This window comes from Pauljensenia sp. OF14-1SRA (genome assembly GCF_027694595.1).
In the GTDB taxonomy this organism is placed as follows: domain Bacteria; phylum Actinomycetota; class Actinomycetes; order Actinomycetales; family Actinomycetaceae; genus Pauljensenia; species Pauljensenia turicensis_B.
Window position 1 is genome coordinate 45,995 of the sequence record NZ_JAQEVQ010000006.1, and the last position, 26,132, is coordinate 72,126.

General features: G+C 55.8%; 30 protein-coding genes and 1 tRNA gene. 15 read left to right on the forward strand and 16 right to left on the reverse strand.

All coding sequences use genetic code 11. The features are described from left to right. Nucleotides 1–15: 15 nt before the first annotated feature. Entirely contained in the window at nucleotides 16–948 is a 933-nt protein-coding gene (locus PG731_RS04820; protein ID WP_270772501.1) for a LysR family transcriptional regulator, read from the reverse strand. A 140-nt stretch (nucleotides 949–1,088) separates the two neighbouring features. Between PG731_RS04820 and PG731_RS04825 the strand changes: the two genes are divergently transcribed. After that, complete coding sequence (locus tag PG731_RS04825; RefSeq protein WP_101627932.1) at nucleotides 1,089–1,217, forward strand: histidine kinase; 129 nt, start codon at nucleotides 1,089–1,091, stop codon at nucleotides 1,215–1,217. Nucleotides 1,218–1,367: 150 nt separating this feature from the next. Here PG731_RS04825 and rdgB read toward each other — a convergent pair whose 3' ends face one another. Both rdgB and rph read right to left on the reverse strand, forming a co-directional pair. After that, a complete protein-coding gene (rdgB, locus tag PG731_RS04830; protein WP_270772503.1) occupies nucleotides 1,368–1,991 on the reverse strand; it encodes an RdgB/HAM1 family non-canonical purine NTP pyrophosphatase in 624 nt (207 codons plus the stop codon). Next, on the reverse strand, nucleotides 1,991–2,758 hold the full coding sequence (gene rph, locus PG731_RS04835) for a ribonuclease PH (protein ID WP_270772504.1): 768 nt from the start codon (nucleotides 2,756–2,758) through the stop codon (nucleotides 1,991–1,993). The genes rdgB and rph overlap by 1 nt, the downstream gene beginning before the upstream one ends. A gap of 55 nt (nucleotides 2,759–2,813) precedes the next feature. On the opposite strand from rph, the gene nudC reads away from it, so the two are divergent. Next, a complete protein-coding gene (gene nudC / locus PG731_RS04840; protein ID WP_270772505.1) occupies nucleotides 2,814–3,821 on the forward strand; it encodes an NAD(+) diphosphatase in 1,008 nt (335 codons plus the stop codon). 40 nt (nucleotides 3,822–3,861) lie between these two features. After that, nucleotides 3,862–5,898, forward strand: coding sequence for an ATP-dependent DNA helicase UvrD2 (locus PG731_RS04845; RefSeq protein ID WP_270772507.1), 2,037 nt, complete (start codon nucleotides 3,862–3,864; stop codon nucleotides 5,896–5,898). Between the two features lie 15 nt (nucleotides 5,899–5,913). On the opposite strand, the gene PG731_RS04850 is transcribed toward PG731_RS04845, so the two are convergent. Both PG731_RS04850 and PG731_RS04855 read right to left on the reverse strand, forming a co-directional pair. Further along, a complete protein-coding gene (locus PG731_RS04850; RefSeq protein ID WP_270772509.1) occupies nucleotides 5,914–6,822 on the reverse strand; it encodes a hypothetical protein in 909 nt (302 codons plus the stop codon). 140 nt (nucleotides 6,823–6,962) lie between these two features. Next, a complete protein-coding gene (locus PG731_RS04855; RefSeq protein ID WP_270772510.1) occupies nucleotides 6,963–8,504 on the reverse strand; it encodes a zinc-dependent metalloprotease in 1,542 nt (513 codons plus the stop codon). A 132-nt stretch (nucleotides 8,505–8,636) separates the two neighbouring features. On the opposite strand from PG731_RS04855, the gene PG731_RS04860 reads away from it, so the two are divergent. Next, a complete protein-coding gene (locus tag PG731_RS04860; protein ID WP_270772512.1) occupies nucleotides 8,637–9,848 on the forward strand; it encodes a YlbL family protein in 1,212 nt (403 codons plus the stop codon). 16 nt (nucleotides 9,849–9,864) lie between these two features. On the opposite strand, the gene PG731_RS04865 is transcribed toward PG731_RS04860, so the two are convergent. Next, on the reverse strand, nucleotides 9,865–10,431 hold the full coding sequence (locus PG731_RS04865) for a PPA1309 family protein (protein WP_270772514.1): 567 nt from the start codon (nucleotides 10,429–10,431) through the stop codon (nucleotides 9,865–9,867). A gap of 161 nt (nucleotides 10,432–10,592) precedes the next feature. Here PG731_RS04865 and PG731_RS04870 point away from each other — a divergent pair, with 161 nt between their 5' ends. Further along, a complete protein-coding gene (locus PG731_RS04870; RefSeq protein ID WP_442952648.1) occupies nucleotides 10,593–13,673 on the forward strand; it encodes a UPF0182 family membrane protein in 3,081 nt (1,026 codons plus the stop codon). A gap of 121 nt (nucleotides 13,674–13,794) precedes the next feature. Then, nucleotides 13,795–13,871 (forward strand) — tRNA-Met (locus tag PG731_RS04875). Between the two features lie 151 nt (nucleotides 13,872–14,022). On the opposite strand, the gene PG731_RS04880 is transcribed toward PG731_RS04875, so the two are convergent. Then, a complete protein-coding gene (locus PG731_RS04880) occupies nucleotides 14,023–14,301 on the reverse strand; it encodes a hypothetical protein (RefSeq protein WP_270772515.1) in 279 nt (92 codons plus the stop codon). A gap of 126 nt (nucleotides 14,302–14,427) precedes the next feature. Continuing rightward, on the reverse strand, nucleotides 14,428–14,742 hold the full coding sequence (locus tag PG731_RS04885) for a hypothetical protein (RefSeq protein WP_270772516.1): 315 nt from the start codon (nucleotides 14,740–14,742) through the stop codon (nucleotides 14,428–14,430). A gap of 133 nt (nucleotides 14,743–14,875) precedes the next feature. Between PG731_RS04885 and relB (PG731_RS04890) the strand changes: the two genes are divergently transcribed. The 5 genes from relB (PG731_RS04890) (at nucleotide 14,876) to PG731_RS04910 (ending at nucleotide 16,668) form a co-directional block, all read left to right on the forward strand. Next, the gene (relB, locus tag PG731_RS04890) at nucleotides 14,876–15,097 is read left to right on the forward strand and encodes a type II toxin-antitoxin system RelB family antitoxin (protein WP_101627917.1); all 222 of its coding nucleotides are present in this window, start codon (nucleotides 14,876–14,878) and stop codon (nucleotides 15,095–15,097) included. Then, a complete protein-coding gene (locus PG731_RS04895) occupies nucleotides 15,094–15,360 on the forward strand; it encodes a type II toxin-antitoxin system RelE family toxin (protein ID WP_101627916.1) in 267 nt (88 codons plus the stop codon). The genes relB (PG731_RS04890) and PG731_RS04895 overlap by 4 nt, the downstream gene beginning before the upstream one ends. 39 nt (nucleotides 15,361–15,399) lie before the next feature. Further along, nucleotides 15,400–15,630: a BrnA antitoxin family protein gene (locus PG731_RS04900; protein WP_270772519.1), complete on the forward strand. Its 231-nt coding sequence runs from the start codon at nucleotides 15,400–15,402 to the stop codon at nucleotides 15,628–15,630. Nucleotides 15,631–16,085: 455 nt separating this feature from the next. Beyond that, on the forward strand, nucleotides 16,086–16,367 hold the full coding sequence (locus PG731_RS04905) for a CopG family transcriptional regulator (protein ID WP_270772521.1): 282 nt from the start codon (nucleotides 16,086–16,088) through the stop codon (nucleotides 16,365–16,367). A 19-nt stretch (nucleotides 16,368–16,386) separates the two neighbouring features. Beyond that, complete coding sequence (locus PG731_RS04910; protein ID WP_270772523.1) at nucleotides 16,387–16,668, forward strand: pilus assembly protein HicB; 282 nt, start codon at nucleotides 16,387–16,389, stop codon at nucleotides 16,666–16,668. Between the two features lie 184 nt (nucleotides 16,669–16,852). Here PG731_RS04910 and relB (PG731_RS04915) read toward each other — a convergent pair whose 3' ends face one another. Beyond that, nucleotides 16,853–17,089 carry a type II toxin-antitoxin system RelB family antitoxin gene (gene relB, locus PG731_RS04915; RefSeq protein WP_270772526.1) on the reverse strand — a complete coding sequence of 79 codons (237 nt, stop codon included), beginning with the start codon at nucleotides 17,087–17,089 and terminating at the stop codon, nucleotides 16,853–16,855. 229 nt (nucleotides 17,090–17,318) lie between these two features. Between relB (PG731_RS04915) and PG731_RS04920 the strand changes: the two genes are divergently transcribed. Together PG731_RS04920 and PG731_RS04925 are read left to right on the forward strand one after the other, a co-directional pair. Then, nucleotides 17,319–17,513 carry a DUF6290 family protein gene (locus tag PG731_RS04920; RefSeq protein WP_270772527.1) on the forward strand — a complete coding sequence of 65 codons (195 nt, stop codon included), beginning with the start codon at nucleotides 17,319–17,321 and terminating at the stop codon, nucleotides 17,511–17,513. After that, nucleotides 17,510–17,836: a type II toxin-antitoxin system RelE family toxin gene (locus tag PG731_RS04925; RefSeq protein WP_270772528.1), complete on the forward strand. Its 327-nt coding sequence runs from the start codon at nucleotides 17,510–17,512 to the stop codon at nucleotides 17,834–17,836. The genes PG731_RS04920 and PG731_RS04925 overlap by 4 nt, the downstream gene beginning before the upstream one ends. 155 nt (nucleotides 17,837–17,991) lie before the next feature. Here the strand turns inward: PG731_RS04925 and fumC are convergent, their stop codons facing one another. Together fumC and PG731_RS04935 are read right to left on the reverse strand one after the other, a co-directional pair. Next, nucleotides 17,992–19,398 carry a class II fumarate hydratase gene (fumC, locus tag PG731_RS04930; RefSeq protein ID WP_101627910.1) on the reverse strand — a complete coding sequence of 469 codons (1,407 nt, stop codon included), beginning with the start codon at nucleotides 19,396–19,398 and terminating at the stop codon, nucleotides 17,992–17,994. 48 nt (nucleotides 19,399–19,446) lie between these two features. Beyond that, nucleotides 19,447–20,745 carry an MFS transporter gene (locus PG731_RS04935; RefSeq protein WP_442952649.1) on the reverse strand — a complete coding sequence of 433 codons (1,299 nt, stop codon included), beginning with the start codon at nucleotides 20,743–20,745 and terminating at the stop codon, nucleotides 19,447–19,449. Between the two features lie 70 nt (nucleotides 20,746–20,815). On the opposite strand from PG731_RS04935, the gene PG731_RS04940 reads away from it, so the two are divergent. Next, on the forward strand, nucleotides 20,816–21,223 hold the full coding sequence (locus PG731_RS04940; RefSeq protein ID WP_270772532.1) for an MmcQ/YjbR family DNA-binding protein: 408 nt from the start codon (nucleotides 20,816–20,818) through the stop codon (nucleotides 21,221–21,223). A gap of 100 nt (nucleotides 21,224–21,323) precedes the next feature. On the opposite strand, the gene PG731_RS04945 is transcribed toward PG731_RS04940, so the two are convergent. The 5 genes from PG731_RS04945 to PG731_RS04965 all read right to left on the reverse strand — a co-directional run bounded on the left by PG731_RS04945 (nucleotide 21,324) and on the right by PG731_RS04965 (nucleotide 24,617). After that, nucleotides 21,324–21,854, reverse strand: coding sequence for a dihydrofolate reductase (locus tag PG731_RS04945; protein WP_270772533.1), 531 nt, complete (start codon nucleotides 21,852–21,854; stop codon nucleotides 21,324–21,326). Further along, nucleotides 21,851–22,609 carry a thymidylate synthase gene (locus tag PG731_RS04950; protein ID WP_229038029.1) on the reverse strand — a complete coding sequence of 253 codons (759 nt, stop codon included), beginning with the start codon at nucleotides 22,607–22,609 and terminating at the stop codon, nucleotides 21,851–21,853. The genes PG731_RS04945 and PG731_RS04950 overlap by 4 nt, the downstream gene beginning before the upstream one ends. Nucleotides 22,610–22,818: 209 nt before the next feature. Continuing rightward, complete coding sequence (locus tag PG731_RS04955; RefSeq protein ID WP_270772535.1) at nucleotides 22,819–23,568, reverse strand: VPDSG-CTERM exosortase interaction domain protein; 750 nt, start codon at nucleotides 23,566–23,568, stop codon at nucleotides 22,819–22,821. A 1-nt stretch (nucleotide 23,569) separates the two neighbouring features. Further along, entirely contained in the window at nucleotides 23,570–24,016 is a 447-nt protein-coding gene (locus PG731_RS04960; RefSeq protein WP_101627905.1) for an OsmC family protein, read from the reverse strand. A 121-nt stretch (nucleotides 24,017–24,137) separates the two neighbouring features. Next, nucleotides 24,138–24,617 carry a DUF2505 domain-containing protein gene (locus PG731_RS04965; protein WP_270772537.1) on the reverse strand — a complete coding sequence of 160 codons (480 nt, stop codon included), beginning with the start codon at nucleotides 24,615–24,617 and terminating at the stop codon, nucleotides 24,138–24,140. A 44-nt stretch (nucleotides 24,618–24,661) separates the two neighbouring features. On the opposite strand from PG731_RS04965, the gene PG731_RS04970 reads away from it, so the two are divergent. After that, entirely contained in the window at nucleotides 24,662–26,122 is a 1,461-nt protein-coding gene (locus tag PG731_RS04970; RefSeq protein WP_270772538.1) for a sensor histidine kinase, read from the forward strand. The last annotated feature ends 10 nt before the right edge of the window (nucleotides 26,123–26,132 follow it).

Below are 26,132 nucleotides of genomic sequence, written 5' to 3' on the forward strand. Positions count from 1 at the left end.
TCATCGCTGGGACTGCTACTGAGTGGTCTCGTATATGTTGCCACGCCAGTCATTGTGGTGGGTTGCAACCCACTGGAATAGGGCAGCAAGGACCTGGCCGGTTGCAGTGTTCGGTGAATCTTCTCCGTTGCGGTGACGCACCAAAATGCGCCTGAAGCCCAGTGCTGGCAGAGTCGTGACACGCATACCTCCCAGCGCAATTCCTCGGATAGCCATGTAGGGCATGATCGTTGAGCCTTTACCGGCGCGAATAAGGGCGTGTGCGGCTTCGTAGTTGATGTACGAGTAGGGCACCCAGTGGATGTGCGATGTTGCAGCTACCACACGTTGCATGGGGAGTGCGCCGATCGTGTTTGGTGCGACCCGGAGCCATTGGACGTCGGCAAGGTCGCGTTCGGATCCCACTAGCGGGGCGTTGGAGGGGCTGACCAGTACCCAGGGTTCGTCGATGAATTGGACATCGGTGAAGCCGCGTGGCGCGTTGCCGGGGGCGGTGTCACGTTCCAGCATGAGCAGGTCGAACTCGCCCGAACGCATCTTCGTCATGCCGGGGCCTTCGTCGGATTCATCGATGTGGATTTCGACGCCGGGAAGGTCTTGTTCCAGCTGGGAGGTGAGGGGGAGGAGAACGTTACGAATGACCGTGTGAAAAGCGCCGATGCGTACGATACCGGTCAGGTGCCCGGCGATGGGGCGAAGATCTCGGGCAATGTCGTTAAGGTCGTTTTCGATGCGTTCGGCGCCGTTGACAAGAATGCGCCCGGCGGGGGTAAGAAGAGCGCCGGCTGGGTTGCGGTCGACGAGGTCCAGACCGACTTCTTCCTCGAGTTTTTTGATTTGTTGTGACACCGCTGATGCGGAGACCCCGAGGTAGTCTGACGCGGCGACGATTCCACCTTCGCGGTGAACTTCAAGAAGAACTTGGAGTCGTTTTGGATCGAGATGCATCGGAGCTCCTACTTCTTAAGTAAAACTTAAATTACAAAAAAGAATAGTTCAATTGAACTGTATGTGAGTGGCGTACATACTTATATGTATCAAGTCGTGAACAGTGAGGCTTGCGACACAGAGTTGAATGGAGAAACGTCATGATGTCATTGGTCCGTCGTCAGCTCGACTGCTTCCGTTCCTATGTCACTCGCTATCGCAAACAGCAGCGTGATGAACTGCAGTTCTGCATGGATCGCCCGATTTACGGCAATCTGGTCGCCCGCTGAAACCGGCTTGGTGATAACAGCGCTCTCGGTAGCGTGAGTAGCGTGACAACTCAATAGACAGGAGAGGCGATGCCACCGGTGGCATCGCCTCTCCTGTCATGCCTGCTTACTGAAACAAGGATGAATTAAGGGCTAATGCCCGAATTGATATCACTGACTCTGTTGGAGCGCATCGACAACCGCAGGAGTGAGGGCGCGGAATGCAATGCCTCGATGGCTGATCGCATTCTTCTGCTTGGGCGTCATTTCCGCTGTCGTCACGTTAAAGCCGTCGGCGACGAAGATCGGGTCGTAGCCAAATCCGCCGGTACCACGGCGCTCACGAAGCAAAGTGCCACGGACCTCTCCGCGCTGAACGAACTCGCGCCCGTCAGGCAGAACCAATACAGCGGCAGAGACGAATGCGGCGCCTCGTAGCGCATCTGGCACATCGGTCAACTGAGCAAGGAGCAAATCTAGGTTTGCTGCATCGTCACCGTGGTGGCCACACCAGCGAGCAGAGAAAATGCCGGGCGCTCCACCCAGAATGTCAACGCACAAACCGGAATCGTCCGCGATCGCCGGCAACCCGGTCAGCTTCACCAAAGAACGAGCTTTGATCAGAGAGTTTTCTTCGAAAGATGCACCGTCTTCTACCGGTTCGGGCGCATCAAAGTCACTCATCTTGGCAATGATCCCGGCCTCGTACCCTGCGTATGCGGGAGCCAGAATTGCTTCCAACTCCGCAATTTTGTGGGCGTTGCCGGTGGCGAAAAGCAATTTGGGGGTCGTCATCAGAGGGTGACCGTCTCAAGTTCGCCAGCGGTCAAACAACGACGTTGCAGATCGGCCAGCTGCGCGTTGCCGATCGCTGCCAGGTCAAGCAGCTCGCCCAGTTCATCACGGTTGAAGGGCGCGTGCTCGGCAGTGCCCTGAACCTCGATGAAGTTGCCGTTGCCGGTCTGAACGATGTTCATGTCAGTTTCTGCACGGACGTCTTCGACGTAGGGGAGGTCGAGCATCGGGGTGGCGTCGATAATGCCAACGGAGATCGCCGACACGGAGTCGGTCAGCACGGACGTGCCAGCCTTTGGTGTGATGAGACCCTTTTCGGTGCCCCAGCGGACCGCTTCAGCCAGTGCAACGTAGGCGCCGGTCACGGACGCGGTGCGAGTGCCACCGTCTGCGCGCAGAACGTCGCAGTCGAGGACGATCGTGTTTTCGCCCAGAGCTGTCACGTCAATGATTGCGCGCAGGCTTCGACCAATGAGGCGTGAGATTTCTTGCGTGCGTCCACCAACCTTGCCCTTGATGGATTCGCGCTGTGAGCGTTCAGCGGTTGCGCGTGGCAACATCGAGTATTCGGCGGTGACCCAACCTTCTCCGCTCCCTTTACGCCAGCGCGGAACGCCCTCTGTCAGCGAGGCGACGCAGAGGACGCGAGTATTTCCGAACTCGACAAGGACGGAGCCTTCGCCGACGCCCGCCCAACCGCGGGTCATGGAAACGGGACGGAGCTGGTCGAATGAGCGCCCATCGGCGCGAGATACATTATGAGTCATGCCTCCAGCCTAGTTCACTTCGCGAAGCGGACCCCAGGAGGGCTAGCGTTGAGGTATGACACTTCACCTTCCCCTTGTCCGGCTAACTCCTCGCGCCCTGGTTTCCGTGCGTGAGAATGTCAGCCCACGCGCGCTCCTTGAACGCGGCGTAAAGGCTTTGGGTGCAGGGGTGAGCCAAGAGGATCGCGCAGGACTGTCGTCCGTCCGCGCAGTTGTAGTAAAGCCAAATGGTGCGATCGGCGTTATTCCAGTTCGCGATGCCTGTGCAGAGATTGAGTTGGCAACGATTTCCACCCCGGTCGCCCTCTCTCTGATCGACGAGGCCGCCCCCGCCTATTTCGTTGGTGCCACTGATGATGGGGCGGGGCAGATTGTGCTCTGCCTTGACAATGACGCTGAGCTTCCGGGCGTGCAGTGGGTTCACCTGCGATGGGGTGGGCATATGTTGGGTGCTTCGGATTCTGGGGTTGCGATAGTGGGTGTGTCTCTTGCTACTTGGCATGCCTCCTACCGTTTCTGCGCTCGTTGTGGGAAGCCTGTTCGCTCGATTCTGAGTGGCTGGGCGACGGAGTGTTCCGGGTGTGGGCACGTGGAATATCCGCGGCAGGACCCGGCAGTTATCGTGCGCATCCACGATGATGAGGATCGTGTGTTGCTTGCGCACAATACGGCGTGGCGCACCACAATGTGTTCTCTGATCGCCGGTTTTGTCGAGGCCGGAGAATCGCCTGAACATGCAGTTATTCGCGAAGTTAAAGAAGAAGTTGGTCTGGATGTGGCCAGCGTTGAATATCAGGCGACACAACCGTGGCCGTTCCCTCGTTCGCAGATGATTGGGTACACCGCGCGAGTAGCTGTTGGAACACCGGTTGTGCCGATTCCCGATGGGGAAGAGATCGAATGGGCGCGGTTCTTTAGTCGGAGTGAATTGCGCGATGCTCTTCACAGCGGTGAAGTGAGTACACCGGGCCCAACATCCATTGCGTATGCCCTGCTTGTGGACTGGTATGGAAGCGACTTGCCTGAGAGCCCAAGCTCGCTTGACCCGCTTCGGCGCCCATGATGCACATTGGTTTCTCCATGGTCAGTGGGACAATCGTTCTATGAATGTGCCAGACCCGAATGCTCTTCTTGATGCGCTTGATCCGGATCAGCGCGCTGTTGCCCTGCAAGTGAAAGGGCCATTGGCTGTTCTTGCCGGCGCAGGGACAGGGAAAACACGTGCGATCACCTATCGCATTGCGTACGGTGTGGCAACGGGTGCGTTCACGCCAAATTCGGTTCTTGCAGTGACGTTCACGCGTCGCGCTGCTTTTGAAATGGGGCAAAGACTTACCCAGCTTGGCGTTCCCGGAGTTCCTGCTCGCACCTTCCATTCGGCTGCGCTCAGTCAGCTGAAATTCTTCTGGCCAACAGCAATTGGTGGTCAGATTCCAGAGATCATCCCCAGTAAGTCATCGCTTGTTTATCCCGTGATGTCCCGCCTTGGAATAGCGCAGGGAAATATTGAATTCCGTGACGTTGTCGCCGAAATTGAATGGGCGAAAGTGTCGATGGTTGACGCAGAGCGCTACGGCGAAGTAGTGCGCGACGGACACCCTGTTCCAGATGGCTTAAGCGCTGATGAGATGGCAACGATTCTTTGCCTGTATGAGGATGCTAAGCGTGAACGTGGTGCGATCGATTTTGAAGACGTCCTTATTTTGATGGCCGCCATCATGCAGGATCGCCCTGACGTCGCCAGGCAAGTGCGTAACCAGTACCAGAACTTCGTGGTTGATGAATTCCAAGATGTGTCACGCCTGCAACACTCGTTGTTGGATCTATGGATCGGTGATCGTCACGACGTGTGTGTCGTTGGTGATGTTGCCCAGACAATTTATTCATTTGCTGGTGCTCAATCATCATTTCTTGTCGATTTCCCAAAGAAGTTCAAGGGGGCGCACGTCCTTGAACTGACCAGAGATTATCGGTCGACGCCTCAAATTGTTGATGTTGCTAACTCGGTTATGCTGGGGGCAGGAAAAACCAGTGGCGCTGTCACGCTCAGCTCTCAACGACCTTCGGGCGCGCATGTTGAATTCGCAAGCTATTCGTCGGATAGGGAAGAAGCTGAAGCCATCGCGTCGAAGATTCAAGAGCTCATACATCGTGGAACACCTGCCCACGATATCGCTGTTCTCCTTCGTATCAACGCCCAATCCGAACTCTACGAAGAAGTATTTTCAGCGCGTCAGATCCCGATTGCTCTTCAAGACGAGACCCCATTCTTTGATCGAGAATCAGTTCGCCGTGCAGTCAGCCATCTGATTGCGGTGTCGAAGTCTGGCCAGGATGCCTCTGGCTCCCTGCGCGACCAAATAGAAGAACACTTGGGAGCCATCGGCTGGACGCCTCAAGCTCCCAATGGAGCAAATGCGCTTGAACGCTGGAATAACCTCAATACGCTGATCGCATTGGCTACTGATTCATCTGCTCCGGATCTTGCTGGGTTCATTGAAGAGCTCACGCACAAGCGCAAGGCTGCAGAAGAGCCAAATAAAGAAGGCGTGGAAGTAATGACTCTTCACTCGGCGAAGGGGCTGGAATGGTCAGCCGTTTTTATGCCGGGGCTCAGCGAAGGTCTGCTCCCTATTTCCTACGCTAAGACCCCCGAAGCAATCGAAGAAGAACGTCGCCTTCTCTACGTTGGTATCACTCGTGCGAGGGATATTCTTGAGCTCTCGTGGGCGCGAAGCCGGCGTGACGGGGATCGTTCGAAGCGTAAACGTAGTCGCCTGCTGAACAGCGTGTGGCCGCAGAGCCCCTCGGCAAAGACGAAGAAGCCCGCTCACGCTCACGCATCATCATCGAAGCAGGCGATACGCGAGTTCCAAGCAACAGCGTCGAAAGAGACCCTCGATCTTTTCGAAGCCCTCCGCTCGTGGCGAAGTGATGTTGCAAAGCTCGCTGGTAAGCCCCCCTATACGGTTTTTTCGGATCTCACGCTCCGTGAGCTTGCGACACAGCGTCCGAAGAACCATCGTGAGCTTCTTGGGATTTCCGGCATCGGCGAGATCAAAGCAGATGCGTTCGGATCATCCGTTTTAGCAATCCTGGACGGTGAAACAGTTGAAGTGACTAAGGACGATCTTCTTTAATACGTTCTCTTCGTACTATCGATCGGAAGTACGGTCGCTTAGACTGCTCTCCTTACACCCGCAATTCGCTTGAGGTACAGCTTGTCGTATCGAAAAGCCACCGCGAGCATCAATATGGTGAATACCCGATGTCATCAGGTGATCATTCCCCATAAAAGTCTGGATAAACCTAGCAATCGACCAGGCTGCGCCATGGGCGGCAAGAGGTGTGGGAGCAACCAATGGTGTCCTCATCGCCGTCTTACGGTGATCAAGAAAATCAGGATCCCTAGCGTTTTCTTGGGAGAGTAAACATGCTCCACACGCACTGAGTCCTGGGATGACAAGAGGCCCGACGTCATAGCCGTCTTCCAGTTCAGTGACCAGAAGGTGGGGGATATCTTCTTTCACGAGCATCCAGGAGTCTTCGAACGCGGGGAAACGCTGAGAGGACACAATCGTTAAAGCCTCACTTTGACCATGAGAATGAGGCACGTACCGGGGGAGTAAGTCATAACGATGTGATAGTGACCGCTTCAGTGGCAACCCTAGAAAGCCTTCACCAATCACCCTGGCAAGCCGGTCATCAACCCGACGTGGTTGCAGGGGAATGACCTCAAGATAGAAGTCATTTTTCACCAGATCCAAAACTCGCACAGATACGTCATCGAAGACGGTGAACGTCAACGCGAGGTGCTGGGGCAGAGTGACATCTTCTAAGAACCCAGCGTGTTGCAGGCGCATTCGAAGACGAATCGGCAAAGTGCTCGGCAAAGGATCATCCTGATCGGCATCCAAAGACACAGAATGATGACTGCAAGCGATCAAGGCATTGATCTGACGATCATGCAGGCCACGAAGCACCATTTGGTGACCGTGATCTGTTCCAACCTGGACCGAATGATCCCCAACCCTCAACACCGTGACGCCGGGCTTCAACTTCATCGCACACCTCTTCGTGAGAACTCGATGGCGATGAGTATGTCAGCCTTCAACCCGGCCCAGCGTTTATCCACAGGACGAGCGTGCTCGCGCGAAAAAGTTATCCACAAGCATCGGCGCGGAGGTGATGATGGGCTTCATCGTTAGGCCTGAGTATCCCCCGAAGAAGGATCAGAATCCTTGTCTTCAGAACCGTCAGCAGAATCATTGAACTGATCCCCGGCCTGATTGTCCGGAGCATCTGGAGCAAATCCTGCCCGCGCCAACGTTTCACTCTCGGGATCACTCTCCGGAGAAAGCCCTTCAGCCCACCCCATCGTGCCGTCCAACAGGGCATTGAGAGCAGCATCGATATCCGCGTCCTGCTCACGAGCCGCCTGGCGGATCGTCAAGAAGGTGTCGGGAGAATCAAGCTCTGCCTGCGTCGGCACCATGTCAGGATGCGACCAGAGGTTATCGCGAGCTTCCCTCCCACCATCGGCTGCGACAAGACTGAAGATCGATGCGGCGCCTCGTGCACGACGCGGACGCATCTGCAATCCGATCAACTGACCTAGCATCTGCTCGGCTGGGCCGCCGGTAGCGCGACGACGACGGATCATTTCGCGCAACTGATCGGCGTGAGGAAGATACGGGGCAGTCGCTTGAGCCGTCACAACTTCAACCCAGCCTTCGATCAGGGCAAGCATCGTTTCAAGACGCTCCAAACTACGCTTCTGCTCGGGCGAAATATTCATCGCGAACACGCCACCCGACAGGGCTTGCTCGATTGACTGCTGATTCGTTAGATCCAACGTGCGGGCAACGTCAGAAAGAGCTTCCATGTCGATCTCGATATGAGTCGCGTAGTTTTCGACGGCTCGCATCAGATCGCCCTCAAGCCACGGAACTGAAGCGAAAAGACGACGATGAGCGCACTCGCGAACAGCAACGAACTGTAGAACCTCTTCGAAAGGAATATCCAGCCCGTCTGCGAAATCCTCAACGTTCGACACCACCAAACCGGTTGTCGGCTTCGTCAACAGGGGAATACCCACGTCATTCGTGCCGAAGGTTTCACGCGCAAGCGCGGTCAATGCCATTCCAAGCTGGGAAGAAAACATCATCGTCGCCAGCTTCGGAATCAGGCTCTTCCACTGGCTTGCCATAGACGCACTGCCCTCAGGAAGAAACGAAGGATCACCTGAGATCTCGCCCATCTGGTTTTCAATCACAGACGTGAGCGCACGAGAAACATTCAACGCAATTGGTTCGCAGATTCGTTTCCACTGATTGAGGGTGACCTCGATCCACTCAATGCGACTCCACGCCGCCCGCTCGACCTGTCCGGGGGTAAAATCAGTGACCGTATCAAGCCACAAGTCGCCAGCGCTCAACGCTTGACGTACGCGCCCCGCCTGGGCTGCACTCACAGCTGGATCGCCCGCGGAGTAGATCTGTTGCCGTGCAGAATCATTCACGATTCGCCAATCAACGGGACCCGTGGACGTACTCATAAAGAACTGCATCTGCTTTAGTGCGGCGTTCAAAGCGGTTGGATTCTGAACCTCCGGAGGCAACATTGAAGGATCGAACCCTTGTGCGTTCAACGCACGCATTGCTTCTTCCGCTGCGTTGGCACCGAGCATATTGCGCAGAAAGTCTTCGAATGGATTGTCCTGGGGGAACGTTTCGTCCTCGTTCATACTGTGAGCCTACCCGCGCCACCTGAGGAATCGCGCGATGAACTATGGGCGTGCGCTGAAAGCAGAATCGGAAAACACTGAAATAGGCATCCCAGCGTGCCCCTGGGGTACACCATGGGTGACAATGATCCGGTGAGTATTGATGAACAGCAGGATCACCGCCTCCTCACCGGCGAGCTTGAAGACGCCATGGTGCGGTTAGAAAACACAGCCGACACCCCCAGTCAGCGGGTAAAGAAATGGATGCCGAGTCGTCCCACCACCGCTGCGATTGCCGGTGGCGTGATTCTAGGAGTCGCGCTGTTCGTCATACCAATGCCGTATGTGTTGGAATCGCCCGGACCGACGTTCAACGTCGTTGGGTCATATCGAGGTACCGACCTGATCGCAATCTCCGGCACCGACCCTGATTCGGGACAGTCCGTCGCTGTTGAACCCTCGACGGAAACTGAGGACGGTGTCGGACAGCTTCGGATGGTAACAGTGTCTCAACGAGGTGGGCCGAGTGCCCGTTTGAATCTTGCTGAGCTGGTCATGGGCTACTTCGATTCGAAGTCCGTCCTTGTTCCCTACGAAGAGGAATATCCCTCGGATGTCAGCCAAGAAGAGGTTGACCAAGCCCAATCAGCGCTGATGTCGAATTCGCAGTCGACCGCGGAAGTCGCGGCTCTGGAATCGCTTGGCTGGGACGTGCCCGCATCGGTGCGTGTCGTCCAGGCAGTCAAAGGAACAAACGCAGAGGATAGCGTTCAATCGGGTGACTTGCTTGTGTCACTCACTGACGCCCAAGGAGTCGTCCATCCGATTGATCGAGCCTCAACTGTTTTTGCGCTGGTCAAGACTATCCCCGCCGGCACAACACTGACATTGACCGTTGAGCGCGACGGGGAACAGGTCGATATTCCGATCACGACGGTGGCCGCTCCCGAAGGACAGCACGGCTCCCGCCTAGGCGTTTACCTGTCTGTTGAAGCCACGCTTCCGTTTGATATTCAGTTCAATCTGAAAGACGTGGGCGGTCCCAGCGCAGGCATGATGTTTGCGCTGGGAATTATCGACCGCATGACCCCAGGTGCCCTTGCAGGAACTGAGAGCATTGCCGGAACAGGGACGATGTCCTACGACGGTGACGTGGGTGCAATCGGTGGCATCGTGCAGAAGATGTGGGGAGCCAAGCGCGACGGGGCTTCGTGGTTCCTTGCCCCCTCTTCGAACTGCGATGAAGTTGTCGGAAACGCCCCCGAAGGTCTCAGTGTCGTCTCTGTCTCGACCCTGTCAGAAGCCAGAACTGCCGTAGAAACAATCGCGGCCGGCCAGGGGGATACCCTACCGACCTGCGAGTGATGTTCAGAAAAGGCCGTCAGCCGACGTCCGGTTCGAGTGATGCGAGAAGAGCATCGACGAGGTTCGGAACAAGGTTTGTTCCCTGACCAACCTTGTCGTCAGAGTCGAATGCTTTCGTCCGCAGAGCACACCAGGATTCACCGGTGCGAAGCGCGCCAACAGCAAGACGAACATCCGCGCGTGACGGGTGGTTCGAAATGAACTGGATGGCTTCTTCAGGATCTTCGGGAGCCTGATCTTCAACCTCCGGGGGTACGACAAGACGCTCAACCGTAATCGCAGCACCAGCAACCTGCTCTGGCCAGCCAAGATGTCCGAGCACCTCTTCAAGGTCGTCTTCCCGAAGATCTTCCTGAATCACGGCAGACAGGTGTTCTTCGCTCCCATCCCACCCCTTGCGGATTTGCTGAGCAATATCCTCGGGCAAGTCCGGCTGGGCAAGAAGCTGGGACGTGTGGACAAGCGCATAGAGCGACGGGGCATGATCCCAACCGATTCGTGCGGCGCTACGTTCAATGTCGACAACAACATTCGCAAGTGCAATCTGACGCGCGCTCGGCATCTGAGGTTCTTCGATAGTCATGGAATGTATGTTCTCACGTCAAGCACGCAAAGGTGCCAACGAATTGTGAGTTCTGATGAATGCCAGTCAAGGCTAGCGTTCCAACAGGAGCCTCGTCGCGCACTCTCACGCACGCCACGGGTAGGATGAGAGCACGATAATCAACGTAGAGGAGTGACGCTGTGAGCGCCTTTCCCATGCCCGAACCTCAGTCAATGAAGCCACAGAGGGGAGGGAACAATACTGACCGTCCGCGTTTGGGCCCAATGACTCTGACGCTGTTGATTCTGGTTGGAATTGGCGCGATCATCTATGCGGCCTCAGTCGTATGGACCGAGATCCTCTGGTTCCGTCAGATGCATTCAGTGCGTATCGTGCTGACCCAATGGATCGCTCACGCCGGCCTTTTCGTCATTGGTTTCCTTGTCGTGACCGGCCTGATTCTCTGGTCGCTCAACTACGCGTATAAGCATCGCGAAGCTTCCACGCGAGGTCAAGCGTCCGCAACCCTTCGCGAATACCAGAAGGCACTGGACCCGGTTCGTCGTATCGCGTTCTGGGCGGTCGCCCTGTTCCTCGGTTTCACGAACGGTGTCAACCTGGCGAATGATTGGCAAACGGTTCTGCAATTCGTGAATCAGACGCCCTTCGGGAAGACGGATCCTCAGTTTGGTTTCGATATCGCCTTCTTCGTCTTCACAATGCCGATGCTGAAACTAGTGGTCGGGTTCCTGCTGAAAATCTCGATTCTCTGCTTGATTGCAGCATTCGTTGTCTCCTACGTGTACGGCACCGTTCGCCTGCTTCCGCGTCCTCACGCGTCAAAGCCCGCTCGTCTACAGACGGGCGTCTTCGCTGCGCTGGTTTCCTTCTTCATCGGAGCGAACTACTGGCTCGGCCGCTATGACCTGCTTACCCAAGACGGCGCCAATATTGATGGCGCCCTCTACTCCGACATCCATGCAACGCTTCCAGCTCATTCGATCCTGGCCGTTATCTCGTTCTTGATCGCTCTGCTTTTCCTTGTCGCAGCGTTCAGGGGATCCTGGCGTCTACCCACGATCGGTGTTGCCGTGACCGTGATTTCTGCTGTCATCATCGGTGGTGCGTACCCCGCGCTCATCCAGCAGTTCCGCGTCACCCCGAACGAACGAGCCCTGGAATCTGAATACATTCAGCACAACATTGATGCCACCCTCGCAGCATACGGCCTCGATGATCTGGAATACACGAACTACGACGCCGCAACCAGCGCTCAGCCCGGACAGTTGCGCGAAGATTCTGAATCAACGTCGCAGATTCGTCTGCTTGACCCGCAGGTAATCACGAAGACCGTCCAGCAGCTGCAACAGTCGCGTCCCTACTACGGTTTCGATTCAGGAATGTCCGTGGACCGTTACACGGTCGGTGACGAGCGTCGAGACACAGTCATTGCAGTGCGCGAAATGAACCTCGCCGGTTTGTCTGCAGAACAGCAGACCTGGGTGAACACGCACACCGTATATACGCACGGCTACGGTGTTGTCGCCGCCTACGGTAATTCGCTGAACTCTGATGGCCTGCCCTCATACTGGGAGCAGTCGGTGCCCTCGGTCGGCGAAATGGGGGACTACGAAGAACGCGTTTACTTCTCCCCGAACGCCCCCTATTACTCGATTGTCGGCGCTCCGGAAGGTAGCGATCCGCAAGAACTCGACTACCCGGATGACAATGTCCAAGGCGGTCAGGTTGCCACAACCTTCACTGGCGACGGTGGCCCAAGCGTCGGCAACGTTTGGAATAAGCTCCTCTACTCGATCAAGTTTGGTTCCACCGACATCTTCTTCTCGTCTCAGACCAACTCTGCTTCGCAGATCCTCTACAACCGTGATCCGTTGGATCGCGTCGCAAAGGTTGCCCCGTTCCTGACTCTGGAACAGGAAGCCTACCCGGCTGTTGTTGACATGGATGGGGATCCGTCAACCGAGAAGCGCCTGGTTTGGATCGTTGATGCCTACACGACAACAGACTCCTACCCCTACTCGCAACACCAGTCCCTGTCCAGCTCAACCGTTGACTCCCGATCCTCGCAAGTCGGCGAGTATGTGCGCGCCGAGACGATTAACTACATGCGCAACTCAGTGAAGGCCGTCGTTGACGCATACGACGGGTCCGTTCACCTCTACCAGTGGGATCAGGAAGACCCGATCCTCTCGACGTGGATGAAGATCTACCCGGGTCGTGTCGAACCCCTGAGCGGAATCAGCGGTGACTTGATGAGTCACATGCGCTACCCGGAGGACATGTTCAAGGTTCAGCGTGAACTTCTTACCAGCTACCACGTCACCAACGCATCCGACTTCTACGCCGGTGGTGACCGCTGGCGCCTCGCCGAAGAAACATCAACCGCAGTGTCCGCCTCCTCGAACGCATCGCAGTCGGGCGGAGTCTCGTCTGGAGTGACGGCTCAGCCCGCCTACTACCTGACAATGCAGATGCCAACCCAGGAAACCGCAGAGTTCTCACTGACCTCCGTGTTCGTTCCCGGTGGTGAATCCAAGCGTGAAGCAATGGCAGGCTTCCTCGCCGTCGACTCAGAGACAGGGAACGAGGCCGGAAAGATCCGCGACGGGTACGGAAAGCTCCGGTTGCTAGCCTTGCCGTCATCGACTACCGTGCCCGGTCCGGGCCAGGTGCAGAACGCATATGACTCGAATGAGACCATCGCGCGCCAGCTCAACTTGTTGAATCAAGCGGATTCGCAGGTTATTCGAGGCAACCTCTTGACTCTGCCCGTTGGTGGCGGTCTGCTTTACGTCCAACCCGTCTACGTCCAGGGCACCGGCTCAGCGTCCTACCCGGTTCTGCGTTCAGTCCTGACTGCCTTCGGTAACCAGGTCGGTTTCGCGCCGACTCTGGAAGAATCCTTGGATCAGACCTTCGGCGGTGACTCGGCCGCAACAGTCGCGAACAACGCAGGGGGAGAAACCGCAGAAGGCGACGATACGTCAAACACCGTCACCCAAACTGCTCAACAGCGCTTGAACCAAGCACTGACCGACGCCTCAGCGGCCATGCAAGCCGGACAAACAGCGTTGAGTAGCGGAGATTGGAGTGCCTACGGCGAATCCCAGAAGAAGCTCAACGACGCGTTGGCGCGAGCTCTTGCTGCACAAGAAGAACTTGGACAGTCCACTGGCGTCACATCCGGCTCCACCGATACGCCACAGTCCGGTTCAACCCTCGGCTCTCCGGGCGCTGACACAGCGCAGTCAAATGGCTGATCCTCCCCTGCGCACTCAGTCCTGCTCTTGACGAAACCCGGGCGGTGAGCTTCTACGAGACGAAGCTCACCGCCCTCCGTTTGAAGCTCTGTCACGAGCGCGCTAGGGTAGTAACTACCGACGCGGGGTGGAGCAGTTCGGTAGCTCGCCGGGCTCATAACCCGGAGGTCGTCAGTTCAAATCTGGCCCCCGCTACCACGTCAAGCGCCTGACCCGAAAGGGTCGGGCGCTTTGCTTTTCCTAGTTGGATTGGCGATGGCTGCCACGACCCGTCTACATCCTGTGTGGGTAGGAGGTCTTCTACCTCAACCTCGAAGAAACGGGAAGTCTTAATTAAATCTGATGCAGTCTAATGCGCCTTGCCGTACAGGCGTGGCGCGACTGCGGGAGGCGTTTCAGGCAGAGTTTGGAAGAGTTCACGGAGTTCTAAGCGCTTGGCCTCAATTGTCACAGCGTCATCGGGGTCGATAGCACGAACCTGGGCGCGCAACGCAATTCCTGCTTGTTTCCAATGTTCTTGTTCTTCCAAAGCCGTAGCTTGACGCTCCCACTCGACATATTGACCACCAATGCGGGTAGTCAGTTCCAAGAGGGCGTCGTAGACCATGGGATCGAAAGCCTGCTTCATTTCAATCGTGCGCGCCCCTTTCCCTGTTTTACGTATCTGGCTTTAGTTTAGCGTCCGGTGGGTTGTTGAGCGCGAGACGTTAAGCATGTGGCCGATTGCGGCGATACTCTCACCAGCTTTGTACAGTCACCGCGCCATGGATTGCTTTTGCGTCTTACCCGTATAGGTCGCCGGCGACATGATGCAAAAATCGTCAGTCTGAATCAGATCGTTAATCGTCTCTAGATCATCAGTAATCGCGTACCGATACGCCCGATCTTCTCCTACCCGAACAGCTATCGCACAGTACTTACCCTCGACATACTCCCCTCGTTTTGCGAGTGATCCGGACGGAAATAGCTCACGGTAGAACTCAGGCGTAGCCACCTCAGGAAAACGAGTTGCTAGACACTCCTCGGTTACGTTCTTCGTGGAGAACAAGACATCTTGAACGCCACCCAATTTTTACCTCCGTCAGCCTCAGGTTTTAACCCCCATCACTTCAAGGAAATAGGACTGGCTTTGTCCAGCTAACCATTAACAAACAACACAAAAAGCAGTACAATGTACTAAAAGGTGTTAGGAGACGGTAAACATGGCTTTTTCAATCAGACTTAGCGAAAAAGAACGCAAGCTAGCCACAAGCTATTCGCACTTGCACGGGATTTCTTTAGGTGAAGCATTCAAGCAAGCACTGTTTGAACGTATCGAGGACGAATATGACGTACAGATAGCCCAAGAAGCTCTGAACGAGTGGGCGCGAGACGGATATAAAACTCGCCCTATTGAAGAATTATGGGACGAGTGCGGGCTATGAGCTGGCGTTTAGAAACATCCAAAGCATTCGATAAAGAGTTTAAAAAGCTCGACCACTACACCCAACGAATCATCAAAGGCTGGATTACTAAAAACCTCATGGAAGCCGATAATCCGCGTATTCACGGCAAAGCCTTAACAGGCAATCTCGCTGGCTTATGGCGCTATCGCATCGGCGACTATCGACTCATCGCCGAAATCAAAGACGATAAGCTTTCTATCTTGGCTATCTCCATCGGCCACAGACGCGAGATATACCGCTAAGCAAAAACGGCGAAGCACGGCAGTATTGGAGGCATCGTCATGAGTGATGTGAAAGATGTTCTAGATATGCCTGCTGAAGTGGACTTTTCACACAGCCAGCCAAACCCTTACGTTGGTAAGGTTCGCCGTCGTGTCACCATCAATATTGACGGTGACACGGTGGACTATTTCAAAGCAGAATCAGCACGCACCGGTATTCCATATCAAACAATCATCAATATGTACTTAAGCGAGTGCCGAGATCAAGAAAAGCACCTTGCCTTTGCCTAACTAAGCGATTTCCCTGTCACCGAAATAGTTGACTTGGTTCGTGGCCTACCTTGGGACACGCACGGGTTTGGTTTGGTTACCGGCTGTGGCCGCGGGTGTTGCGTGAGTGTGTGGACGCGGGGTGGCATGTTTGGGTGGCGAGTGGCTTGGTTTACTGGGCGTGTGACGTAGCGTATTATTTATTGTGTGATGGGTGTGGTTGTTGAGCCTCATGCTTTCAAGCATGGGTTGAGTGAGTCTGAGATTAAGTACGCTTGGAGCGCTCCTGTGGCCTCACGCATGCGTGGAGATGGTTCTGATCCTCCCAGGTGGATTGTTGCGGGCTGGCTTCCAGATGGTCGGCTAGTGCAAATGGTTGGGGTTGAAGATAGTCAGGGTAGGTGGCACGTGTTCCACGCGATGACACCTGTCACGAAAGCGTTTTTGAAAGAACTAGGTATGGGAAGGGAGTAATCATGAGCGAGTTTGTAGCACTAAACGGCCAGACTGTAACCGATGCGCAGTTAGATGCTTGGGAAAGTTCCTACGCGCAAGGAAAGTTCCCTACGGGAGAAAAGACCCTCAGCGCGATAATTCATGGTGCGCCCCGCGCCTTAAGCAGCGAGGGTAGCGAGACCCTTTCAGTGAAGATTCCTGCCGCTATGAAACGAGCGCTAACAGCCATGGCAGAAAAGGAGAACATGAGCACTAGCGAGCTAGTGCGCGTCATGCTCACCAAATCACTCATAGATGCATAGCCACTCAGCAGGTAAACCAATGGTTTTCGCTACACCCCCTGCGCGATGCGGGGATAACCCCTACACGCTAGATAACGGCACCATGATCACTGACGCAGATATTGATCAGCTATGCACCGAGTTTGAATCTGAGTCATGGACAGGCTACTTAGAGCGTATCCATCACGGCCCGGCAGCTATTTCTGACGATCCACTGGTGACCGTGCCGGTTAAATTCCATGCATCCATGGTCAAAGTCATAGACGACCAGAATAAGAACCGGTCTGACTTCATACGCAAAGCTGTCGCGGCTTCCCTATAGCCGAAACATCTGACTTGGTTAACTGCCGAGTTGAGATACGCCAAAGTCCTGCTAGGTTTCCAGTCAGTCCCTTCCCTGCATCCGAGGGTCATCGAGCTTGGAAATCTGTCGAAGTTTAGCGACGATGCGTCGAGCTATTGGCTTATCCAGCTTCGCCAAATAGCGTTGGGCGTCTTTATCGATCTCAACCTTCCACGCCAAGGTCAGCCTCCAGCTCATCGAGGTTTACAGTTTGAAGTCTGCCAGCACGCCAATCTTCAATCTTTTGCATGAGGCTATACTCGTATTCAAGGCGATCAATCGACTCTGCGAGAGCTTGAGTGAGGTAGTAGGTTTTCGTTCTGCCTGTCATCGACGCAAGGCGGTCATATCGACCTGCAAGGTCTTGCGGAATGCGTAGCGCTACGACTGATGTTGCCATAGCCCCTCCCCGAGTGTTTACGTGTAAACAGCTTAGTTGGTTCCCGTTTCTTGATGAGGTCTTAGACGACGATTTGTTGGAAAGTATTCGCTAGAGATTCTCTTTATGAGTCAGGGACTGATGACGTGTGTCCTGTTCTGCCCAATAGACTCTAGCGCGCATATAGCTTGCGTACTGCGATGGGGTGCGGAGGGGAGAAGTATGGCAATGGCGTCAACAGCGATTCGATTTGCTGAAAAAAGAGTGGATCCAAGCGTGCGCGAAGATCAATGGGCAGAGCTTCTCTGATTTCGTCCGTCACTCAGCGCTTGAACGCGTTGAAGAGATGGCTGATGTGTACGCATACGAGGAAGCGCTTGCATTGGATGATGCTACTCGGTATTTGATGGACGAGGTCATGCATTTGGCCATGATGACTGAATGACCTACACCGTTGTTTGGACAAAGAACGCAACGAAAGAGCTACTCAAGATTCCGAAGAAACAACCTCTTCTGATTCTCTCTTGGGTACAAACAAATCTCGATGGTAGTGAGAGTCCAAAGAGCGTTGGTGATGGGAAGCCTCTTCAGGGAACAAATAATGGAGGGCGTTGGCGAGTTGGAACGTATCAGATTCTTGGCAAACTTGAGGACGAAGTGCTTGAGCTCCATATTGTGCGCGTGAGTCATCGCCAGGATATCTATAAGAAGCTGTCTATAAGAATCTGCCGAAGCTATAGCAACGGAGCTATAGCAACTGTTCAATAGAGACCGAAAGGGCCGGTGGGAATCAAATCCCACCGACCCTTCGCGACCGTGGTTGCGGCCTCGTCAATCAGAAACGAGAACTACACCCAACTGGCTGAACGTCGCTGGTGTCGACGTCTGGCCGAGTAGGTCAGAGTCTGACATCAGCGTCAGGCTCATTCGTCGGCGGCGCTCGGGTGCGTCATGTCAACCGGAACAACCCAGGCATCGAACTCAGCGTCGGTGACAAAGCCGAGCTCCAAGGCGGACTCGCGTAGCGACAGGCCCTTGTGGTGAGCATTCTTCGCAATCTTCGACGCCTTGTCGTAGCCGATGTGGCGGTTGAGGGCTGTCACCTGCATGAGGTTGATGTCCAAGTTGTGCTGGATCTTCTCGACATTCGGTTCGATGCCGTATGCGCAGTTCGTGTCGAAGGAAACGCACGCATCGCCGAGCAGGCGGATGGACTCCAGGACGTTCCATGCCATGACCGGCTTAAAAACGTTCAGCTGGAAGTTGCCCTGCGAGCCGGCGAAACCGACGGTTGCGTCATTGCCGAAGACCTGGACGGCGACCATGGTCATGGCTTCACACTGGGTCGGGTTGACCTTGCCGGGCATGATGGACGAACCGGGCTCGTTCTCGGGAATGATTAGCTCACCGATGCCGTTACGCGGGCCGGAAGCGTACCAGCGGACATCGTTGGCGATCTTCATCAGGGCATCAGCCAGGACACGCAGGGCGCCGGAGACCAGGACCAGTGCGTCGTGTGCGCCAAGGGCTGCGAATAGGTTGTCTGCCTGCTTGAACTCAATGCCGGTTTCCTCGGAAATCTTCGTGGCGCAGAGCTTGCCGAATGCCGGGTGGGCATTCAGGCCGGTGCCGACCGCGGTGCCACCGATGGCGAGCTCGCGTGCACGTGAATCTGCGTAGCGGATGCCGTCGAGGGCGAAATCGATCTGAGCAACCCAACCGGAAATGACCTGACCAAGGGTGATCGGGGTGGCGTCCTGTAGGTGGGTGCGACCGACCATCACGATGTCCTTGAAGTCTTCAGCCTTCTTGGCCAGGGTGTCGCGCAGCTGCATGACGCGCGGGTACATGGCTTGCAATTCGCAGACGACTGCGATGTGCATGGCGGTGGGGAAGGTGTCGTTCGAGGATTGCCCACGGTTCACGTGATCGTTCGGGTGAACGGGAGTCTTGGTGCCCATCTCGCCACCGGCAAGTTCGATAGCGCGGTTGGAGATGACCTCGTTGGAGTTCATGTTCGATTGCGTGCCAGAACCGGTCTGGAAAACAACCAGCGGGAAGTGATCGTCGAGCTTGCCTTCGATGACTTCGTCGCCGGCCTTGGCGATCAGGTCAGCGATCTCCTGGGGGAGTTCGCCGAGCTCAGCATTGGCCAGTGCAGCAGACTTCTTCAGGACACCCAGAGCATGGACCATGGGACGGCCCCACACGAAGGTATTACGGCCGATGTCGAAGTTGTGCAGGGAACGCTCGGTCTGGGCGCCCCAGTAGCGGTCGGTGGCGACCTCGACGGTGCCCATTGAGTCAGATTCAGTGCGCGTTGTTGTCATGTGGGTTGTTCTCCTTCGAAGAAACGTACCGTTTCAGGTTAGGCGAATCTAACGGGTTTGTGCTACTCGAAGACGCGGGTGGAACCACGCAAAACTGACAGAAAGTGCGACGAGAGCCAGGGCTAGGACGAAAGGAACAATCGGGTGCCATCCGTAGAGTGCAGTTGCACTCATCGGAGCAAAAATCCAGGTGACAGCGCCGGTGGCGTTGATGATGCCAGCAACGCCACCCTGTTCCTCGTCACTGACCGCCAGCGAGCCACCCGCGCTAAAGCCGGGGCTTGCCAGACCGCTGGACGCACCGAGCACGAAGGTGGCGACTGCGATGGTCGGTCCGTGGGAGGCAAATGTCAGTGTCGCTAGCGCGATAAAGCCCAAGGTCATGCCGGTGCGTAGCAGAATAACCGGCGGAAGAGACAGGCGTGGGACGACGAGGAGCTGCATGAGCATCGCGCCGGTAGCATTCGCCAGTAGCATCAATGCCGTCACGGAGACCGCGTGCGCGGGGTCAAGATGCAGGCGGTCCTGAACAATGAAGCCCATCGTGATCTGAACGACGCCACTGGCAAAGAAAATACCGAAGATACCGGTAATCCACGGCAGGATGCGCGAGTCATTCCACTTCACGCGAGGGGGAAGCGCCACGGATTCCGGGGTCTCTTCGTCCGGGTCCTTGGGGGTGGGCGCATCCTTTGGCACTGCGACAAGCGCGATAATCAGCGCGATCGCGATAAACCAGGGGGTGGCGTGCACGGGCGCGTAAATCCACCACATGCCAAGCGCCGATGAAATCAGGGAGCCGATCATGATCGACAGGTTGATCGCTCCAGAGAACGCTGACATACCACGCACACGTGACGCTTCGTCAGGAGTGTTCTCAGCAATGAGAGCTTGTCCGGTCGGTGGAATAGCTGCGACTGCGGAGCCGAAGAAGGGGCCTCGTGCCAGCAGAATGATCGAGGCGGTCAGAACCGTGCCGGCGATACCGGCTGCGCGCAGAGCGACAACGCCGGAGAACAACGTGCCCGCAATGAATGCGAGGAAGAGGGCAGTCAGCAGAACTCGCCTGCGTCCCCACGCGATCGAGCGACGCCCCCAGAACTGGCTGAGCATCGCGACCGCAACCGCTGCCAGCGACACCGCGGCGCCGACGATCCATTCGGGAATACTCATTGCCCTCGCCAGAGGCGCGATCGACACGTTGATCATGTTCTGCGCCGTGTACGTAAATAGTGCGATCGCAAGTAGCGCGCGCAGTGTCGGGTGGGCAAGCACCGACGATGTTCCGGTTTCTTTAGTTGACGAGGCCGCCACCGCGTTTTCAATCTCTTCTTCTGGTTCTGGCACGGGTCGAGTCTACGCCGTGCCTTTCATATTCCCGATTGGGTGCCATACTTTGGGGGAGGGAGGTAGCGCCATGACGCCCGACGAATTGCACGATGAAGCGGAGAGTACTGCGCTTGAACTGCCTCAATCACGCTTGACGTTCCCTTTTGGTGAAGACTGGGAAGTGTACAAAGTCATTGATCGAGTCTTTATGTTGATGACTCGAGTCACCGGCGTTCAGCAGGTGACGCTGAAAGCCGAGCCTGACGAGGTTCAGGCGCTCGTAGAAGAATTCGATAACGTGACTCCCGGCTATCACATGAATAAAAAGCATTGGCTCACCGTGTATCCGCCCGCTGGGAAAGACACGCATGTGCTGGAGGTCGAAGATATTTGTGAGCTGGTTATTTCGTCGTATCTGCTGGTGGTTGCCAAGATGGAGAAGAACAAAAGGCCCGTTGACCCCCACGCCTACGGTGAGGCACACGATAATCGTTGAGACACACGTGTGGCGCGATGGATTACCCATCGCGCCACACCGTCGTTAAAGGATCGCGTTACTTCGACTGTGTAATCCGAGGAAGTAGCGATCACGGATTCTAGCGTCGAACGTAGGTCGTGACCTTCCAGCGGGCGTCGCCAGACTTTTCGTTCCATTCAGAATCGGAGCGTTGCGGGTCAACGGCCCACACGGTCGGGTCAATTGCTGGCGCATGAACCAGTGGAGTATCAGGATTCGAGGCCTCAATATCAAGGTCAAGGTCGGTGACAACCAGTTCATCCACCAGATCCATCGTTTGGGCATACAGGTGGGCTCCACCGGTGATCCAAACGTACGGAGCGTCATCTGCTTCAGCCTTGTCCTGCGCGTGCTTTAAGGCAGCCTCGATGGAATACACCAAGTCAATGCCGTCGGCCTCGTACAGGTGTGAACGCGTAATCACAATGTTGGTTCGTCCCGGCAGGGGAGCGCCCAGTGCCTCGAAGGAACGACGTCCCATGATGATCGGGCATCCCAATGTGGAAGCCTTGAAATGTGCGAAGTCTGCGGGCACGTGCCACACCATTGACGTTCCAGTTCCAAGGACGCCATTCTTGTCCTGCGCCCAGATTGAAGCAATGGTTGTCATACTGCCACCGGAGCCTTAATCGTCGGATGGTGTTCGTAGCCTTCAACGACCACGTCATCGAAGGTGTAGTCGAACATTGACGGAGCTTTATTCAGCTTCAAAGTCGGGAACTCGTAGGGGGTGCGTGACAGCTGTTCAGTCACCTGTTCCACGTGGTTGGAGTAGATGTGGCAGTCGCCGCCGGTCCAGATGAATTCGCCAACCTCAAGGCCTGCCTGCTGAGCAAACATATGGGTGAGAAGCGAATAGGACGCGATATTGAATGGCACACCGAGGAACATGTCGGCGCTGCGCTGGTAGAGGTGCAGGGACAGGCGAGCATCGGCAACGTAGAGCTGGAAGAATGCGTGGCAGGGTTCCAACGCCATCTTCTCTAGTTCGCCCACGTTCCATGCGGACACGATCATGCGCCTGGAATCGGGGTTCGTCTTCAACGTTTCAAGAACTGAGGAAATCTGATCGATCGTCTCGCCCTGAGCGGTGCCCCACTTGCGCCACTGCACTCCGTAGACCGGGCCAAGATCGCCGTTCTCATCAGCCCATTCGTTCCAAATACGGATGCCGTTTTCCTGAAGCCAGCGCACGTTCGAATCACCGGAAAGGAACCAGAGAAGCTCACCGACAACCGACTTCAGATGAACGCGCTTCGTCGTGATTAGCGGGAATCCTTTGGACAGGTCGTAGCGAAGCTGGCCACCAAACAGGGAACGCGTGCCTGTACCGGTGCGATCCCCTTTGACAGTTCCCTCTTCCATAATCCGCGCAAGCAGATCCTCATACTGACGATCAATAGTCACAGTCAGTTGTCTCCTTAAAGGTCGTCAACGTATCTTGTTGCTTCCTATTGTCTGTCTTTTGGCGTGCAACGGAAAGTGCGTAGGCCAGCTGATTGTCCTCATTAACGCGGCGTACTGTCGCATAGGCGACAACGCCATGGGTAGATCAGCCAAAAATAACGGTGAAGTCAGTCGAGGACGCTTGCCTTATCATCCAGTGGCAGTGCCAGGTGAGCGAAAGCATCAGACTTTTGTGCGTCGCCATTCAACGAAACACCAATAATGCGAGTGTGCGAGAAATCAGCGGGAGGCGTTCCCAGCGCAATCGCCAGCCCCTCGATCGTCTTATTCGCCAATGCTGCGCCGGCATTCCAGCCGACGACCGCACCGATTCCGAAGGGGACTAAACGTCCGACAGAAGACAGTGCCGCGCGTTTTGCAAGCTTGCGCTTCGCCCACTTAAGCATCATCTGATTGAACTGGGTTGCCGCCTGGGAACGAATGTCCACAAAGGAGGACGCGAACCACGATGCCGCCTGAATACCGACGGTTGTCGTGATTGCTTCAGCCCCTTCTTGCCCCGTAATTGCAGCCAATACCAGCGCGTTACGCTTCGCGGGATCCTTCACGTCAATCCCGTACAGGTGCGCGACGACCATGCAGTGGTGTGCGGCTTCAGTCAGGAACGTGCCGAATTGCAGACCGGAGGCACCAAGGCTGAGCGCAGTGCCAATTCCGGGCCACGCTGAGAAAGCCCCGGCAACCCCAGATTCACGTTTCACGCGCGCCTTGAAACGCTGGTTGGCAATCTCAATCAGCTCGCCGGGGGTTGCTCCCGGGTGAGTATCGCGCAGTTTTTGCGCACTGCGGGCAGTCGACGCATAGGGTACCTCAAGCGCGCGCTGCCACACATCGACTGCCCGGTGACGCAAAGACATGTCAGTCCTCTGAAACGGATTCGTTCGTGAAGGTCTTTTCATAGGTGGCACCCTTGGTCACGGTGTGGCCGATGGTGCAGTTACGCTCGATGGCGCCCGATGCGCGACGAATCATCTTCTGGCGCTCTTCCTCGTCCACGCTCGAGAGGTCCTGGATCAGTTCCACATCGAAGTGGGTGAAGCGGTCTTCGCTTTCGAGGTACTGTGCGGAGACGGCCACGACCTGTTCAAAGTCTTCGCCGAGGCGATCGGTCAGACGCTTGTCGGACGACATTGCGTTACAGCCTGCGACTGCAATCTTCAGAAGTTCACCGGGGGAGAAACGGCCGGGGCCATCACCAATCAGAACTTGGGCGCCACGAGGATTGGTCGCCGAGTACTGGCGGACGCCTTCACGCTGCAAGTAGAGGGCGGGGGAGAGAACAGGGGTTTCTTGTGTTTCACTCATGCCATTATTCTCACCGATTATTCGCATCCGTGCGCGTTGAGAAGACGATGAAGATATCACGAGAAGAAAGTGGAATAAATCCGCTTTCGTCGCGTTTTACCTTCCCAGTTGACGAGGCCGGTCAGCTTTCGCTACTTCCACGCTGATGCCAGCCGGAAGCGAGTTTCAGCTCTTCATCGAGAATCTCATCGACGTGCTTCAACACTTCACTTTCAATGCGAGCGCCAAAGAAGGGAATTGCCACTTTCACTTCACCTTCAACCTGGCGAAGCGTTTTACTCGACCCAGAAAAAAGCGAGGTCATAGTGACTCTGACGGGCGCTCCCTCAAATGACATCTGCGTCGTGGCAGTGAGCGTGGCCTCGTGAACAAACTCTTCACTGAACGCAAGGCGCAACTCTCCGCGAATCATCTGACGCACTTGAGCTGGCAGAACACCAGAATCAACACTGCCGTGAGCCCGAACGCCCGAGGCGAAGTTTTCAACCTGAAGATCCGGACAAAAATGCGCGAAACGCCCACGGACAAAATCGGGGTCAACGCTCATTGCTTGAAAGTTGGCAAGAGGCACCGGATACGTCAACGACTTTGAAAACTCCATAGGCACTCATCTCTTCACGTTTTCCAACGGCTACTATCAATCCTATGAGAAGCCTGACACAACTGGCAGAGATAGCGTCGAGCGATGCCCTGACCGAGAAGGACATTGAGTGGCTCCACCTGCTCCTCGCAGACTGGCAAGTCCTTGCAGACTTGAGCGCAGCAGACCTCGTTCTCTGGCTTCCCACCGACGATGAACGTTTCATCGCAGTTGCCCACTCTCGACCGGCAACATCAACAACCGTTCACATCGATGACATCATCGGCCTCCACCTACCAGCAGCACGTGAAGTCGAATTCCGTCGCGCGATCGCAACCGGACAAGTCGTTAAATCCCCAGCTGCACGCTGGGCAGGCACCTACTCGATGATGGAAACCTGCATTCCTGTCCTTCACGACGGGCGCGTCATCGCAGTTGTCACCCGCGAATCCAACCTGTCTTCACCGCGATTCTCCCTAGGCTTTGACTCGTGGACAGCCCAGGTCTCAGACAAGCTCTGCCAGATGATCTCGCGCGGTGAATACCCCTATGACACGACCCCTGCAGTGACTGCTCGTGGCGTCCCGCGTGTCCTCGATGGTGTCATCCTGATCGACCCCGACGGCAAGGTCCTCGAAACAACGCCGAACGCCACCTCATGTTTGCGACGCCTCGGTATCCGCAACGCAGTGCGAGGCAAGATCCTCGCCCAAGAGATCACCAACGTGATCGCCGACGAATCCATGATCGAAGAATCCATGGCGGTTGTCGTTATGGGACGCGCCTCGTGGCGAACCGAAATCTCAAGCCACGCTTCTACCATTACGATGCGCGCTCTGCCCCTCACGGAAGGCCGTACGCGTCTTGGAGCCGTCATTCTGACGCGTGACATTTCTGAAGTTCGACGTCGTGAACAGGAACTGATGACGAAAGATGCGACGATCCGCGAGATCCACCACCGCGTGAAGAACAATCTGCAGACCGTTTCGGCTCTGCTTCGACTGCAATCGCGTCGCTCGGAACGCCAGGATGTCAAGGATGCACTCGCGGAGGCAGAACGTCGAGTTCAGGCAATCGCAACGGTTCACGCGGCCCTGTCTCAGAACGTCGATGAAACCGTTGACTTTGACGAGGTCGCGCGCTCGGTTCTGCGTCTTGCGGGTGCGGTCGCTGTTACTGATCGAAGCGTGGAAGTTATTACCGACGGTTCCTTTGGGGTTATTGCCGCTGAGCAAGCTCAAGCTCTGGCAACCGTTTTGAATGAGCTGGTCGCAAACTCTGTTGAACACGGTCTGGCAGAACGTGATGGAACGATTGTCGTGTCCGTTCAACGTGAGGGTGAAACGATGACGGTCAAGGTCGCTGATGACGGCGTCGGCTTTGAACCGGGAACTCCGATGAGTGGTCTGGGAACTCAGATTGTCAAGCAGATGGTGCGTGGTGACCTGAATGGTTCGATTGACTGGTCGTTGCGCCCCGAAGGTGGAACGGTTGTCACCTTGAAGATCCACCTGGATGAGGTCTGATTCCGAACGG

Coding starts and splice junctions, on each gene's coding strand:
- PG731_RS04945 (WP_270772533.1), bottom strand. CDS start 21,854: ATGACAACCATTGCTTCAATCTGGGCGCAGGACAAGAATGGCGTCCTT.
- PG731_RS04865 (WP_270772514.1), bottom strand. CDS start 10,431: ATGACTATCGAAGAACCTCAGATGCCGAGCGCGCGTCAGATTGCACTT.
- PG731_RS04825 (WP_101627932.1), top strand. CDS start 1,089: ATGATGTCATTGGTCCGTCGTCAGCTCGACTGCTTCCGTTCCTATGTC.
- PG731_RS04955 (WP_270772535.1), bottom strand. CDS start 23,568: ATGTCTTTGCGTCACCGGGCAGTCGATGTGTGGCAGCGCGCGCTTGAG.
- PG731_RS04965 (WP_270772537.1), bottom strand. CDS start 24,617: ATGGAGTTTTCAAAGTCGTTGACGTATCCGGTGCCTCTTGCCAACTTT.
- PG731_RS04895 (WP_101627916.1), top strand. CDS start 15,094: ATGAGCTGGCGTTTAGAAACATCCAAAGCATTCGATAAAGAGTTTAAA.
- rph (WP_270772504.1), bottom strand. CDS start 2,758: ATGACTCATAATGTATCTCGCGCCGATGGGCGCTCATTCGACCAGCTC.
- fumC (WP_101627910.1), bottom strand. CDS start 19,398: ATGACAACAACGCGCACTGAATCTGACTCAATGGGCACCGTCGAGGTC.
- PG731_RS04960 (WP_101627905.1), bottom strand. CDS start 24,016: ATGAGTGAAACACAAGAAACCCCTGTTCTCTCCCCCGCCCTCTACTTG.
- PG731_RS04905 (WP_270772521.1), top strand. CDS start 16,086: ATGAGCGAGTTTGTAGCACTAAACGGCCAGACTGTAACCGATGCGCAG.
- PG731_RS04900 (WP_270772519.1), top strand. CDS start 15,400: ATGAGTGATGTGAAAGATGTTCTAGATATGCCTGCTGAAGTGGACTTT.
- relB (WP_101627917.1), top strand. CDS start 14,876: ATGGCTTTTTCAATCAGACTTAGCGAAAAAGAACGCAAGCTAGCCACA.
- PG731_RS04970 (WP_270772538.1), top strand. CDS start 24,662: ATGAGAAGCCTGACACAACTGGCAGAGATAGCGTCGAGCGATGCCCTG.
- nudC (WP_270772505.1), top strand. CDS start 2,814: ATGACACTTCACCTTCCCCTTGTCCGGCTAACTCCTCGCGCCCTGGTT.
- relB (WP_270772526.1), bottom strand. CDS start 17,089: ATGGCAACATCAGTCGTAGCGCTACGCATTCCGCAAGACCTTGCAGGT.
- PG731_RS04855 (WP_270772510.1), bottom strand. CDS start 8,504: ATGAACGAGGACGAAACGTTCCCCCAGGACAATCCATTCGAAGACTTT.
- PG731_RS04845 (WP_270772507.1), top strand. CDS start 3,862: ATGAATGTGCCAGACCCGAATGCTCTTCTTGATGCGCTTGATCCGGAT.
- PG731_RS04820 (WP_270772501.1), bottom strand. CDS start 948: ATGCATCTCGATCCAAAACGACTCCAAGTTCTTCTTGAAGTTCACCGC.
- PG731_RS04850 (WP_270772509.1), bottom strand. CDS start 6,822: ATGAAGTTGAAGCCCGGCGTCACGGTGTTGAGGGTTGGGGATCATTCG.
- PG731_RS04950 (WP_229038029.1), bottom strand. CDS start 22,609: ATGGAAGAGGGAACTGTCAAAGGGGATCGCACCGGTACAGGCACGCGT.
- PG731_RS04925 (WP_270772528.1), top strand. CDS start 17,510: ATGACCTACACCGTTGTTTGGACAAAGAACGCAACGAAAGAGCTACTC.
- PG731_RS04940 (WP_270772532.1), top strand. CDS start 20,816: ATGACGCCCGACGAATTGCACGATGAAGCGGAGAGTACTGCGCTTGAA.
- PG731_RS04880 (WP_270772515.1), bottom strand. CDS start 14,301: ATGAAGCAGGCTTTCGATCCCATGGTCTACGACGCCCTCTTGGAACTG.
- rdgB (WP_270772503.1), bottom strand. CDS start 1,991: ATGACGACCCCCAAATTGCTTTTCGCCACCGGCAACGCCCACAAAATT.
- PG731_RS04910 (WP_270772523.1), top strand. CDS start 16,387: ATGGTTTTCGCTACACCCCCTGCGCGATGCGGGGATAACCCCTACACG.